The organism is Priestia sp. YIM B13551 (assembly GCF_042787905.1).
Classification (GTDB): domain Bacteria; phylum Bacillota; class Bacilli; order Bacillales; family Bacillaceae_H; genus Priestia.
In genome coordinates, this window is the sequence record NZ_JBHZOX010000002.1 from 1 (window position 1) to 14,426 (window position 14,426).

At 38.7% G+C, this 14,426-nt stretch carries 11 protein-coding genes; 1 reads left to right on the forward strand and 10 read right to left on the reverse strand.

The window, feature by feature from the left end:
- Positions 1 to 84: 84 nt before the first annotated feature.
- The 5 genes from ACFX4N_RS09030 to ACFX4N_RS09050 form a co-directional block, all read right to left on the reverse strand.
- Positions 85 to 1,152 (reverse strand): TolB family protein, encoded by a 1,068-nt coding sequence (locus ACFX4N_RS09030; protein ID WP_013057587.1) that lies wholly within the window; start codon positions 1,150 to 1,152, stop codon positions 85 to 87.
- Positions 1,153 to 1,177: 25 nt separating this feature from the next.
- Positions 1,178 to 2,647, reverse strand: a complete 1,470-nt coding sequence (locus ACFX4N_RS09035) for a sensor histidine kinase (RefSeq protein WP_013057588.1) — start codon at positions 2,645 to 2,647, stop codon at positions 1,178 to 1,180.
- Positions 2,644 to 3,336 (reverse strand): response regulator transcription factor, encoded by a 693-nt coding sequence (locus tag ACFX4N_RS09040; protein WP_057274127.1) that lies wholly within the window; start codon positions 3,334 to 3,336, stop codon positions 2,644 to 2,646. The genes ACFX4N_RS09035 and ACFX4N_RS09040 overlap by 4 nt, the downstream gene beginning before the upstream one ends.
- Before the next feature lie 131 nt (positions 3,337 to 3,467).
- A complete protein-coding gene (locus ACFX4N_RS09045) occupies positions 3,468 to 4,982 on the reverse strand; it encodes an FAD-dependent monooxygenase (RefSeq protein WP_223268889.1) in 1,515 nt (504 codons plus the stop codon).
- A gap of 35 nt (positions 4,983 to 5,017) precedes the next feature.
- Complete coding sequence (locus ACFX4N_RS09050; RefSeq protein WP_063671917.1) at positions 5,018 to 6,193, reverse strand: YhgE/Pip domain-containing protein; 1,176 nt, start codon at positions 6,191 to 6,193, stop codon at positions 5,018 to 5,020.
- 203 nt (positions 6,194 to 6,396) lie between these two features.
- On the opposite strand from ACFX4N_RS09050, the gene ACFX4N_RS09055 reads away from it, so the two are divergent.
- The gene (locus tag ACFX4N_RS09055; protein ID WP_377261268.1) at positions 6,397 to 7,005 is read left to right on the forward strand and encodes a TetR/AcrR family transcriptional regulator; all 609 of its coding nucleotides are present in this window, start codon (positions 6,397 to 6,399) and stop codon (positions 7,003 to 7,005) included.
- A 42-nt stretch (positions 7,006 to 7,047) separates the two neighbouring features.
- Here the strand turns inward: ACFX4N_RS09055 and odhB are convergent, their stop codons facing one another.
- The 5 genes from odhB to ACFX4N_RS09080 form a co-directional block, all read right to left on the reverse strand.
- Positions 7,048 to 8,343, reverse strand: a complete 1,296-nt coding sequence (odhB, locus tag ACFX4N_RS09060; RefSeq protein ID WP_029322499.1) for a 2-oxoglutarate dehydrogenase complex dihydrolipoyllysine-residue succinyltransferase — start codon at positions 8,341 to 8,343, stop codon at positions 7,048 to 7,050.
- Positions 8,344 to 8,359: 16 nt separating this feature from the next.
- Positions 8,360 to 11,221, reverse strand: a complete 2,862-nt coding sequence (gene sucA / locus ACFX4N_RS09065; protein WP_057273436.1) for a 2-oxoglutarate dehydrogenase E1 component — start codon at positions 11,219 to 11,221, stop codon at positions 8,360 to 8,362.
- Between the two features lie 364 nt (positions 11,222 to 11,585).
- On the reverse strand, positions 11,586 to 12,173 hold the full coding sequence (locus ACFX4N_RS09070; protein ID WP_013057595.1) for a PadR family transcriptional regulator: 588 nt from the start codon (positions 12,171 to 12,173) through the stop codon (positions 11,586 to 11,588).
- Positions 12,174 to 12,239: 66 nt separating this feature from the next.
- Entirely contained in the window at positions 12,240 to 13,784 is a 1,545-nt protein-coding gene (locus tag ACFX4N_RS09075; RefSeq protein ID WP_013057596.1) for an MDR family MFS transporter, read from the reverse strand.
- Between the two features lie 138 nt (positions 13,785 to 13,922).
- The gene (locus ACFX4N_RS09080) at positions 13,923 to 14,369 is read right to left on the reverse strand and encodes an OsmC family protein (protein WP_013057597.1); all 447 of its coding nucleotides are present in this window, start codon (positions 14,367 to 14,369) and stop codon (positions 13,923 to 13,925) included.
- Positions 14,370 to 14,426 lie beyond the last annotated feature (57 nt).

Genomic DNA, 14,426 nt, shown 5'->3' on the forward strand with positions numbered 1-14,426 from the left:
TGATCATAAAAAAACACGAACTATTTATCCATTTTTGATAGATAGTTCGTGTTTCACTTTAATGAAACTACTTTTGTCTCAGCCTCATTTTAAAAAGATAATATACGTATGAACTTGATTTTGCGTAAAGCTCGATGCAACTAGTTTATTTCCTGATTGACTCCAATCAAGCTGATCAGCGGCATAGTCTAAATTTACGTTTAGGTGTGTAACATCTCCTGTTAATCCATCTGCTATGAATATCCCTTTATCTCCCTCTTTTTCAGAAATAAAGTTATAAGCTAATTTCGAACCGTCGGGAGACCAGCTTACACCAAAAATTTGAGTGGACAGAGCAAGCTGAAAGGCCTCTGATCCTTTTAAATCTGTAATAGACAGCGTTCTCGTTTGGGCATCTTTTTGCTGAACGAGCGCTAATTGTTTTCCGTTTGGAGACGGGATAATAGAAACCACATTATCTCTGATTTTTTCAGGGTCCGTCTGTTCGTTATGAAGAAAAAAAAGCTGGTTGTTTACACCAATATAATAAATGCCACCTATTCCTTTAACTGCATCTAAGATTCGATCGTCTCTGTGCAACAGAGGTTCTACTTCTCCTTTTACATTTGCTTTAGAAAGCTTTCCTTCCATTGTAATAAACATTACTTCTGAATTATTAAGCCACTCTCCGCTTGATGGATAGAGAAGAACATTCTTTATTTTAACCGTTTTTTTTGTTTGAAGGTTCATTATATAACCAAATGTATCTTCACCTTTTGCTACTTTATAAAAAAGATATTCACCATTCGGAGAAAGCTTTGCCGCATGTTGAATTTCATTGCTTGGATGCAACACAAAAGTAGACTTGTTTTTTAGATTATAAGTGGCTAGATTCTGTGCATATACCTCTTTGGGACCGAAATCGTGCGAACGAAATTGTTTATTTTCTTTACTAACAATCATTGTGTTTTCGTTTAAAAATTGAAACGCCCTTACGCCGTTAATATCCTGAACGTCTTTCACTTCTATTTTTCCATCTTTATCTACTTGGTCCAATACAGTAATTTTCTTGTCGGGTTTTTCAACGGTTTCTCTATGGCTTTCTTCTTGTCCGCATGATGTTAAAATAAGAAAAGTGCTTGCTATACATATCATTAATCTATACCGTTTCAATAACGGTTCACTCCTTTTAGCTAACTCATTTCTCTGTTTTCAAAGGAAACGACACTTTGAAAATCGTCCATTTAGAATCAGAATGATGCAGCTTGATAACGCCTTTTTGCTTTTCAGTTAAATCTTTGGCTAATGCTAAGCCAAGGCCTGTACCTCCGGATAAACGCGACCGATCTTTATTTACGGTGAAAAATGGTTGAAATAATTTTTCTTCTGCTTCGGGTGGAATCCCTATCCCGGTGTTAGCTACATCTACAATAATAGAATTCTCTAAAGTATAAGACGTTACTTCCACTTTTCCGCCTGGTTCATTATATTTAATAGCATTGTCAATTAAATTGATAAAAATGTGTATTAAGCTTTCACGATCAGCCCAAACAACTGCTTCTTTTATATTTGTATGAAGAGTCAAATCAAATTTAGCTGCTTTTCCTTTCATACGATCGCATATGTCTTCTAGAAGCCGCTTCAATTCAACTTGCTCTGGCCGCTGCTCGAAATCATATTTCTCAAGCGCTGAAAGTTTTAAGATTTTATCTACCATTTCATGAAGGCGATTCGTTTCTTTACGAATATTTTGCACGCCGTCTTCCATAAGCTGAGGATCATCTCGATACATATCAAGTAAGTCAACATAAGCTTTGATCGATGTTAAAGGCGTCTTAAATTCGTGGCTGATGTTACCGATAAACTGCTTTTGCTGCTGTTCAAGAGACTGCAGTTTCGAAATAGCGAACTCAAGCTTTCTTTTTTCTTCATTCATTTGATCGATATTTTTTTCAATCGACGTACTCATAAAAAACAAGCCTTGACTGAGCTCCCCGAGTTCATCGCGCCGTTTGAACGGCAGGTCGGTTAAATAACGACCTTTTCGAATCTGCTGTGAAGTTTTTTGAAGGCTAGCAATAAGCGAAGCAATACGGTAAAAATAAGCGTAGCCAATTAAAAAAGCTGCTGCTGCTGCAATCGTTCCCCAAGTACGAAATAGGTGTCTAATGTCAGCTATAAACTGCTGATTATTTTTTAGGGAATGGTCAAAACGAATGGCTCCAATAAATTGATTATCGATTGACACAGGTGCAAAGTAAATAAGGGAAGAACCCGAGATTTGATAAGCTATTTTTCCTTTCAAAGCATAGCTAAGCGTGTCAGAAACATCCACATCTTTTTGGCCGATGGGAATAGAGCTTCCTGCTTCCTGTCCTTTTTGATTATATAGGACTGTTTGCATTCCGCTTTGTGATGCAATCGAAGAGGCAAGACGCTGTCCTTTTTGCTGAAGAAAAGAATCTGTATTCAGAGACGTGTCACCGGTTACATAACTTTGACGAATCGTTTGCTCGGCTGCTTTGCTTTTTTGAATAAGTTCACTTTCTAGCTGATCACGCTGATTTGTCTCAATTCCTTTTAACACAAGTACGCTCAGTACGGTTACTGTTAAAATAATTAAAAAAGCAAGAACGAGTCCCATTTTAGCTTTTAGGCTGATTTTCATTCATTGATCCCTGCTGTCGCTTTATATCCAACGCCATATACCGTTTGAAGCAAATAAGGTTCTGCTTCTCCTACTTTTTTTCGAAGGCGCTGCATGTGAATGTCTACCGTACGTGTACCGCCTGCATAATCCATTCCCCAGACAAGATCTAGTAAATCTTCTCGTGTGTACACTCTCTCTAAATTGGCAAGTAATAAAGCAATAAGATCAAACTCCTTTGGTGTAAGCTTTACTAAATCATTGGCAACATGTAACGTGCGCTGAATTAAGTTCACCTTCACTTTTCCTACCGTGATTTCTCCCACAGCTTCAGGAGCTTCATTTTTTTCCATTCGCCGAACAAGTGCTTTAGCTCTAGCTACAAGTTCTCTTACATCAAACGGCTTGGTCATGTAATCATCTGCGCCTAACTCTAAACCTAGAACTTTATCGACGATGTCATTTTTAACCGTTAACAAGATAATCCCCATTCCTCTTCGATTCTCAAGTTTTCGGCATACTTCATAGCCGGTTAATTTCGGCATCATCACATCTAATATCATCACATCAGGTCGAAAGCTTTTTACTTTTTCAAGCGCTTCTTCACCGTCAGATGCTGTGTCTACAATATATCCTTCGCGCTTGAAAGCATAGGATACCGCTGTAGCAATACTTTTTTCATCATCAACTACTAAAATCCTTTTATTCAATGTATCACGTACTTTCATTTGATATTTCTATTCGTCTATCTTATCAAACAGCTTTCCCAAAAACATCTCCAAGTTGTTTCGAAATTGTAAACAAAAATAAAAACACCATATAAGATGGCGTTTTTTTAGATCTAATATTCATTTGTAAAAGGAAGGATTTTATGCGTATTCAAATATTGATGAAGCAGATCTATTCGCTGCTCGCTGCTAATAAAACCAATGTATCCGTCCGGTCTAATAACGTATAGAGCATCTTTTTGAAGCCCTGCTTTCTTCAAGTAAGGGTTCCAAGAAAACTCGTGCAAGGAGAAGCCTTTTTCTTGCATGCTCTTTTTTAGCTTCTCTGCTGCTGTTCCATAGACATGTATTTGCCAGTTTAATGACTGTAAATATTCAAAATTCCCTTCTACATAAGGTAACCGATCACCACTTTGCACCTTTGTCCCTTGCCCGCTGCTTAGGTTACTATTTCGATACTTAATGCGGATTTGAGATAAAATCGTAAATGCTTTGTGACGGGGATAAGGGAAACGAAATAAAAAGGATAGTACAGGCGGAAAGATATGCTTTCTAAAAAATTGACTCGTTTTATCTCGTGCCACCATTCGCTTAAAAGCGCGATCAGTTGTATTTACAAGCAGCTCTGCAAAAGGCAACCTTTCTTCTTCGTATGTATCTAATATGGAAAGTGCCGCTTTGTGTTGAAGGACAGCTGCTAATTTCCATGAAAGGTTGATTGCATCTCCAATTCCTGTGTTCATTCCTTGTCCGCCTGCAGGACTATGAATATGGGCTGCATCTCCACTTAGAAAAGTACGCCCCTGTCGGAAACGGCTTGCTACTCTGTGATGGATATGATATGTCGAGAACCAATTTATACCCTCAACCTGAGCACCAAATGTTTGTTGAAGAAAAGCGTGAATGTTTTCAGCTTTTACATCGTTTTGATCCCCAAAAGCTGAAGGAATAATGCCGATCATTCGATACGTTCCTTTACTTCTAACAGGCATACAAATCAAAAATTCTTCATTGCTAAATGAAATACTGATTTTTTGATTCTTCATCATTTCACCAGAGCCTTCAACATCCATCACATAAAAATGCTGTTTATATTTTTCTCCTTTAAATTCTATCTTCATTTGTTTCCGAACTGTACTGTGTGCTCCGTCACATCCACAAATATACTTAAAATAAGCGGTTTCCTCTTGCTGGGCTTTTAATAAAGTTTTTACCCCTTCTCCGTGTTCAGCTAGAGATAGTAACTCCGTCTTCCATTCTACTTCAATCCCAAGGTTTTTTAATTTTTCAAGTAGAAACCGCTCGTGGTCGTCCTGTGGAAATGTAAGAACAAAAGGAAAAGGACTTAATCCTTCTCCTAAAGATCCTAGATGAACTTTTGCTTTTATTTTATTCTTTACTCGGACGTATACATCTTCCATCTTAATCCCGTGGTCTATGACTTCATCTACAAAACCGAACTGCTGATAAAATTCAAGGGTTCGCGGTAAAATAGCCATTGCCCGGGAGGCTTGCCCAGGCCCGTCGCTTCTATCAATAATTCGAAAAGGAATGTTATGTCTGGCTAAATTGTAGGCCATAACGAGGCCAGTAGGGCCGGCACCAACGATTAGGATTTGTGGATTCATCATCATCTCTCCTTTTCATTCAGTTACAGTATCTTTTATATTGAGTGAGACTTCTCTTTTTTTACAGAAGATGCAGGTAAAGCAGAAGCAAACACAGCACATAAACTTATTAAAGAGATAAGAGCTAGAGCAGATACAGAATGATTCCATGTCAGATGTTCTCCAAAGAAAAATAGTTCTCGTACGCCATCTACCATAAACCTCATTGGTAGCCATGGATCAATCCACTCTCTATAAAAATCAGGCATAATCTCTGGGGCCATTGAAAGCAAAGGTGCGCCAAAAAATAGAATAATAACGAAAATCGGAATTCCCTTTAGTCCTAGCCATGAAAGTACGGCTGATATCAGAGTGAAAAAACTGAAGTAAGCAATAGCTAAGAATAGTGCTGTATCTAAAAATGAAGGAACAGTAATTCCAACCATTTCAGCCAGCCACGCTAGCCCGAAACCTGCAGCTAAAGCAAGTATACCCCCGATGATTACGAACCCTACTTGGTTAACGATTTTCTCTTTACGAGAAGAAAACGTGATTTTTTTGATAGCGAGAAATACAACTGCTGCCCCTGCTATACTCGCCATCCACAGCGGCTGAAATAATGAAACGGGGGCATTTCCGTTGACACTATGAGTCCCTGTTTCGTTTACGTTTATAACTGTTTTTTGAATCGGTGCAGCGAGTGCTAATGCTTGGTTTGCACTTAGTTGCGTTCCGTTTTGTTCAAATCTTTTTACTATCTGCAAGCGCATATTTTCATTCATCTTATCAACTGCTCCGTTTAGCACCTGACTTGCTATTGTTGAAGCAGCTGTATTCATTCCTTGATTCACTAATAATCTAATAGCGGGTGCATTCGGCTGAGCCGTCTGAAGAGTCGCCTGTTTTTTGGTGAAATCTTTTGGAATGATAAGCGCCCCATAGTATTTTTGATTATTTAATCCTTTTTCAACTTCTTTAGTAGTTGATACAAAAATCCATTTAACCGAAGACTGTGCAGTGCTTGAACTCTTCATATTTTGTTTTATTTGATCTCCTATATTTACCTTACCCTTTGCTGGAACTGTCATTCCTTCGTCGGCATTTACGAATGCGATTGGCAAATTCTTAGGTGCTTGGTTTACTGAAGGAATTAACGTTAGGATAAAAATGAAAATAACTGCTACCACTATAATTGGTGAAAAGTATATACATTTTTGGTGAACTAATTTCATATAAACGTCCCCTTTTCATTTTAAAGATATGGACTTTGACGAAAGAAAAAAATAATGTACATGCTGTTGATTAGTGATCACTATGTAAATTATAATAAATTCACCTGCATTCTCAATATGCAATAATCGTAAGAATGTTGCTTACTTAACACAAAGCATATAACTGTTCATTATTAAAGAAAAAAAGTAGGTGTTTAAAAACTGTGGGTAATTCAAAAACAGATCGCCGAATTATTCGAACGAAAAGGTTCATTCGAGATGCTTTAACAGAATTGATGGAAGAGAAAGGGTTTGAAGGAGTAACGGTCAGAGATCTGACAAAAAAAGCGGATATTAATCGTGGAACCTTTTATTTACACTACCAAGACAAATACGATTTACTTGAAAAAAGCGAAAATGAAGTTATTCAAGAGATACAAGAATTTATCAAGAAAGCAAATCCCAATGAGATTGTGTCTGCTAATTTGCAAGAACAGCCTTTACCGTTTATCATCGCACTTTTTGAGTATATTCAAGAAAATGCGCGTTTTATGCAGGTTATGCTTGGTCCAAAAGGGAATCCTGGATTTTATCTTAAAATTAAAGAAGTCATGAAAACCAATATGCTAGAAAAATTAAAGCTCATTGATAATAAAACATCTCCGCTTGTTCCACTTGAATATTTAATGTCTTACGTAACGTCAGCGCATCTTGGAGTCATTCAGCACTGGTTAGAACAAGATATGAAGCAGTCACCGCGAGAAATGGCCCTGACACTCGCTAGCATGACTTTTCTAGGTCCTGCTTATATTGCAGGCATTAAACGAACATAAAAAGAACCTGCTATTCTCTAAGAAAATAGCAGGTTCTTTTTATTAACCTTCTAGTAATAAAGATTCTGGATCTTCTAATAGTTCTTTAACAGTAGCTAGGAAGCTTACGGCTTCTTTGCCGTCAACGATACGGTGATCGTAAGAAAGTGCAATGTACATCATCGGACGATTTTCGATACGCTCTTCATCAATTGCTACCGGACGAAGCTGAACTTTGTGCATTCCTAAAATACCAACTTGAGGTCCGTTTAAAATTGGTGTAGACATTAATGAACCGAATACGCCGCCGTTTGTAATTGTGAACGTTCCACCTTGTAAATCTTTTAATGATAATTTGTTGTCGCGCGCTTTTTTCGCTAAATCAACGATAGATCCTTCGATACCAGCGAATGTTTTGCGGTCAGCATCACGTACAACTGGAACAACAAGACCGTCTGGAGCTGACACAGCAATACCGATATCATAGAATTTTTTAATTAATAACTCGTTTCCTTGAATTTCAGCATTTAATAATGGATACTTTTTAAGTGCTGCTACTACTGCTTTTGTAAAGAATGACATAAAGCCAAGTCTTACGTCGTGCTGTTCAAAGAATTTGTCTTTGCGTCGTTTGCGAAGAGCCATAACAGCAGTCATGTCTACTTCGTTAAACGTTGTTAGCATAGCCGCTGTTTGCTGAACTTCAACAAGACGTTTGGCAATTGTTTGACGACGACGTGACATACGTTCGCGTTCAACAGGTTTGTCGCTATTTTCACTTGCCGCTGGAGACGGAGATACCGGGTTAGCTGGCTTACTTGCTTGTGCCTGCTGCTTTTGCTCATTTGATTTTTGGTCTGCATACGAATCAATATCATGTTTGCGCACACGGCCAAGAGGATCAGTAGTTGGCACTTGATCTAGCTTAATCCCGCGTTCTCTTGCTGCTTTACGAGCTGCAGGAGAAGCAATTAGCCATTGTTTTTGATTTCCTTGCTGAGGCGCTTCAGCTGCTGGCGCTACTTCTTCAACAGTTTTTTGCTGAGCTGGAGCCGCTTCTTGCTTTGGTGCTTCCTCTGCTGGTTTTTCTTCAGCTTTTGGTGCTGCTGGTGCTGAAGCTCCTTCTTTCGCTTCAAGACGTGCAATTGTTTCACCAACTTGCACTGTGTCGCCTTCGCCAGCAAGAAGTTCCGTTAATACACCAGAGTCTTCAGCTGTAATTTCAACGTTAACTTTATCTGTTTCAAGTTCAACGATATAATCGCCTTTTTCAACGAAATCTCCTACTTGTTTTAGCCACTGTGCAACTGTTCCTTCAGAAATTGATTCTGCTAATTCCGGTACTTTAATCTCTCCCATGGTTCATTCCCCTTCCTTATCGTGTAACAACGTCGTTAGCAATTTCATTTTTAGTTAATGCATCTTGTAAAATACGTTCTTGTTCTTGTCTGTGAACTGTTGGATCTCCTTCAGCTGGACTTGAGCGTCTTGTGCGGCCGATGTAGTCAACCGTAGCTCCTTCTGGTGCTACTTCACGCAGTCGATCTTCTACATAGTTCCATGCGCCCATGTTTTCCGGCTCTTCTTGTAACCAGACAATCTCTTTTAAATTTTTATAGCGAGCAAAGATTTCAGCAATTACGCGTCTTGGGAACGGATAAATTTGTTCTAGACGAAGGACGTGTAGCCAATCTTTATCATCTTCTGCTTTGTTTAAGCGTTCCGTTAATTCACTGCTGATTTTTCCGCTGCACAGAACGATTCGTTCAACTGCATCTTCTTTTTTGCCTAATCCAGGCTGTTCTACTACTAAGCGGAAAGAGCCTTTTGTAAACTCTTCAAGGTTTGACACACTAAAAGCATTACGAAGCAAACTTTTTGGTGTCATAACTACTAGCGGTCTTACTTCTTCGCGCTGTAAAATGGCAGCTTGTCGTCGAAGTAAGTGGAAATATTGTGCAGCGCTTGTTACGTTTGCGATTGTCCAGTTGTTTTCTCCAGCTAGCTGTAAATAACGTTCTAGACGAGCGCTTGAGTGTTCTGGCCCTTGACCTTCATGGCCGTGTGGCAGCAATAAAACCATTCCAGATTTTTGTCCCCACTTAGCACGGCCTGCTGCAATAAACTGGTCAATAATAACTTGGCCTGCATTGGCAAAATCACCGAACTGTGCTTCCCAAAGAACGAGCGTTTCAGGAGCAAATACATTATAGCCGTATTCAAATCCAAGCACGGATCCTTCAGATAATGGACTGTTACGAATATCAAAGGAAGCGCTTACGTTCTTCATTGCGTGTAGTGGTGAGTAAACATCCCCTGTCTTATGATCATGAAGAACAAGATGTCTATGTGCAAACGTACCACGTTCAGAGTCCTGGCCTGTAATACGAATTGGCGTGCCGTCTCTTAAAATCGTAGCAAATGCAAATGCTTCACCCAATGACCAATCTACGCTTTCATTTTCTTCAAACGCTTTGGCACGTTTAGATAAGATGCGATCAAGTTTTGGAAATACGTTAAATCCTTCAGGGTATTTCACTAGCTCTTGATTTACTTCAAACAGCTCTTCTTTTGTAACAGATGTATCAATATCTGAAATTCCTTTGAAGACTGCTTGTGGCATTTCCATGATTCTATGTTGCTTTTCAGCTTTTGGCGGTACTTTCTCATAAGCTGCTTTTAACTTCGCTTGTAACTCTTCATTAATTTGATCTGCTTGGCCGCTTTGAATCACGTTTTGTTCTTCAAGCTGCTTTGCATACATAGCACGAACGGTTGGACGTTTTGTCACAATTTCATACATCTTCGGCTGCGTTACAGACGGTTCATCCATTTCATTGTGGCCAAATCGACGGTATCCAATTAAATCAATCAAGAAATCTTTGTTAAAGCGTCTGCGATACTCATAAGCAAAGTAAGCAGCAGCTAAACAGGCTTCCGGATCATCCGCATTTACGTGAACAATTGGAATTTCAAACCCTTTTGCTAAGTCACTTGCATATTTCGTTGAACGAGAATCGACGCTTTCTGTTGTAAATCCAATCATGTTGTTAGCAATAATGTGGATTGTTCCACCTGTTTGATAACCAGTCAATTGATTTAAGTTCAGCGTTTCTTGTACAATACCTTCACCAGGGAACGCAGCATCTCCGTGAATTAAAATTGCGAACGATTTTTTTACATCTTGTTTTGGGTATCCATTCACATCACGCTCATCTTGAGCCGCTCTTGTAAACCCTTCCACAACCGGATTAACAAACTCCAAGTGACTCGGGTTGCTAGCCAATGTCAAACGAGCTCGAACTGTGTTCTCTGCTTTAATTTGTTTGTCGGCACCCAGGTGATATTTTACGTCTCCCGTCCAGCCGTAGTTGATACCGATTGAACCTTCTGAAGGAACTAATTCCTTGTTAGGTGCATGCTGGAATTCTGCAAAAATCATTTCATACGGCTTGCCTAATACGTGTGCCAATACATTTAAGCGTCCACGATGAGCCATACCGATATTAACCGTTTTTGGGCTTGTTTCCACTGAGCGTGCAATCAGTTCATCTACAAGTGGAATTAACATATCTACGCCTTCAATAGAAAAGCGTTTTTGTCCGACAAATGTACGGTGTAAAAATTGTTCAAAGCCTTCTACTTCTGTTAAACGCTTCAATACAGAAGTTCTTTTCTCATTTGAAAGAGGTTGGAAAATAGTACCTGACTCGACCATATCAGTCAGCCACTTATTCTCTTCCATGTTATGTACGTGATGGAATTCAAACGCAATGGTTTTTGTGTAGACATCTGTTAAATAGTTAATTGCATCTAAACCATTTTTGACGTGTGATGGCGCATTCGTACATAAAATATCAACCGGAATTGATTTTAAATCTTCTTGCGTTAAATTGTAATCTTCCAAGTGAAGCAAGACAGGATCTTTCTTCTCGCTTTCAAGAGGCTTAATTGATGCGTATAGATGACCATAAGCACGGATATTTTCCGCTAGCTTAATAGCCGATGCAATTTTAGATGTGTTAGCTGAAGGTGCAGCCTGTGCGTATTCAGCTTGCTGAACTTGCTCACTTTCGTTTAATGGAGGAGCACCCCAATAATCAAATAATTCTTTTAACTCTGGATCTACTAGATCTGACTGCTCTTCATATAACTCATACTGTTCTAATACATAGCCATAGTTCGGACCCAAAAATCCTTGCCAAGGCTCCCCTCTATTCGACGTTTCGTTACCCATGATAAAACCCCCAACGAGTTATAATAATTGTCGTACTCAACAATCTTTCCATTTTGAATGTCGATTACCTTATCGTCTGACATCTTTACAACGAGTGATAAATCTCACTGCGTGTGTATCTGATATCTGCTTATATTTTACCACTCTTTTACTCGTCAATCAAAATGAAATCGCTATATTTCTTTAATTTTTTTTACTTTTTTAATAGTCTTACTACTTTTTGAAAGCGTTTTATAAGTAAAGCTGATTAAAGGTCGAATCAGGTGTTAATTAATTGTTATCGACCTAGCTTTTGGCAAAATTAAATTGCTTGAAATATATTTTATGACCATTAAAAAAAAGAAGCAGCGTTTTGCTTCTTTTTTTAAAACTCATCTACGATTTTTTCAACGTCTTCAAAATAACCATCATCTACTTCTGTAAGCTTGTTGCTTTTCGCCGCTTCGAGTAAATGAGTGAACCAAGTTAGTTCTACTTTCAAATGCATAATCGTGCGCATAATGATCGACAGATTTGCAATGGAATGATCCACCTTTTTAACTTGGTACAAATTTTGCATTTTTTCTAAATAAGCTGCCGTTTCCTCAATCTTTTTTTCTAAAGCAGAAGCCACTTTTTCTTGATCCACGTAAGAAGTAAATGAAAGCGCAGCATAAACTGGTCTATGCATATGCTCTTTTTTTAATAGCTGTTCAAAATAAAGGCGCTCAAATTCTTCTCTTCCTGCATCCGTGATAGAATAAACGGTCTTTTCAGGTCTGTTTGTCTCTCGAATCACATCGACTACTTTCACCAGCTGATTTTTTTCAAGCGTATCAAAAGCATAATATAAAGAGCCGCTTGCAAGTTTAATATAGTGCTTCATTTGTCTTTCATTAATGGTTTGCTGAATCTCATAAGGGTGCTTATTTCCTTCCATTAATAAACCCAATATGACTAATTTAACGCTCATAACACCTTTCACCTCTTGACATGCATCTTATTTAGTAATAAAAGCACGAACATCTTCGTGCTTTTTCTATTTTTGAGCTGCAGGTTCCTTAGCTTCTACCCGCTTTTTAGGGGGAACTTCCACTCGTTCATTTCCCATTAAAAAGACAGTAATGATAGCTACTGCAATTGGAATAAGAGCAAGCATAAATGCATACGTGATCGATGTAGACATAGCATCAACAATCTTATCTAATATTTGAGGCGGAATGCTGTTTCGGGCACTTGATTGAAAAACTGCACTCGGATCTCCTATTTGAGAAAATGCTCCTTGTGATCCATTTTCCATACCTTGAAAATTGCGCTGCAGCTCATTTGTAAATGTATTGCTTTGAATCGTTCCAAAAATCGTAACTCCAAGCGTCATGCCTAAAGAACGCGCAAATGAGTTCGTTGAGTTGGCAGAACCTCTAAACTGTGGATCCAGCTTATGCGTTGACGAAGTTGGTAAAAGAGAAAAGCTAAATCCTACGCCAAACCCAGTCAAAATCATGAATACCGTTAGCATCCAACGAGGTGTATCAGGTTCCATTGTTCCTAATAAAAACATTCCTACTGCAAATGAAAAAACGGACATAATCATTAAGTTTCGAAAGCTTGTTTTTGTGAGAAAAATCCCGCCGATAGCACTTCCTGCTACCGAGCCTAACATCATAGGAGTTAAAATTAAACCTGCATTTGTAGCAGAACCTCCATACACAGCTTGAACGAAAATAGGAATAAATACCGTTAAAATAATAAACGTTGCTCCGTATAAGAAAGCGAGAATTTGTGATGTTGCAAATAAACGGCGTTTGAACATCCAAAATGAAATAATCGGCTCTTGCGCGCGTTTTTCCACAAAAAAGAAGAGTGATAGCGCCACAGCAAAGATAGCAAAAAGAGATAAAATTTGCGGAGAAGACCAATCGTACTCTTTCCCTCCAAGTTCAAGAGCAAACATTAAACTAACTACTGAAATTACAAGAGTGGCTGCACCAGCCCAGTCAATTTTTTGTTTTTTATGACTTGTTGATTCTTTATAAAAGCGCACAATAAAAAATAACGATAAAAGTCCAATCGGCACGTTCACGTAAAACACCCAGTGCCAGCTGATGTATTCCGTAATGTATGCACCAAGAAGCGGACCAAATACACTTGCTGAGCCAAAAACGGCACCTAATAATCCCGTCATTTTCCCGCGTTTTTCGGGAGGGAAAATATCAAATACAATGGTAAAAGCAATCGGAAGAAGCGCTCCTCCTCCAATTCCTTGAATCGCCCGGTAAATACTTAGCTGCACAATGCTTTGCGCTAGGCCACACAATGCAGATCCAAGTAAAAATACCGTCAATCCAAAAATAAAAAACCGTTTACGGCCGTACATATCAGACAGTTTACCAAATATCGGCATACCTGCCATCACGGCAACCATATAGGCGGACGTAACCCAAACAAACTTATCTAACCCACCTAGATCAGAAATGATTTTCCCCATAGCCGTCGCTACGATGGTATTATCCATGGCTGACATAAAAATACCGAGCAGCAATCCTGCTACGATAAAACGAATATTTTTTTCTGATGAAACCATTTCAGTTCCTCCTTTCGCGTCATCTTTTTGATGAACAGAAATGATAGCTACTTAAATTATTATATTCAAATTTGAGTATTTTACAATCTTAAATGTGCTTTTTTTAGAAATAAACATAAGAAAAGCGTAATGGGTCCATTACGCTTTTACTGTGAGCTGAGGCTCTAATTTAATCTCAACATTTCCTTGAATTGCTCTTGAAATCATACAGGATGTTTCTGCTTTTTTTATAAGTCGATTGATTTTTTCTTCTTGAGCCGCAAATTCAGATGTGATGATAACATGAGGTTTATGAATAATTTTTTCGTATGTGAATACACCATTCGTCACGTCCACAATAGCTTCTGATTCCATCGTTAAAGCCTCTTGACGGATTCCGCTTCTTTCGAACATCGCTGCAAGCGTGATGATGTAGCACGTGGCTGCTGCCCCTAGGAGCATTTCATCTGGATTTGTTCCCACTCCTGGCCCGTCCATTTCTGGCGGAATGGAAATTTTTGTTTTTAATTGTCCTGATTCAATTGTACCTACTTCATTTCGGCCTCCTGGCCAATTTGCTTGCAAATGAAAGTGATGTTTTGCCATAGTTTATCCTTCTTTCTTCTATATAATGATGTGTACCTAGCGTACCCTTTTTATGTA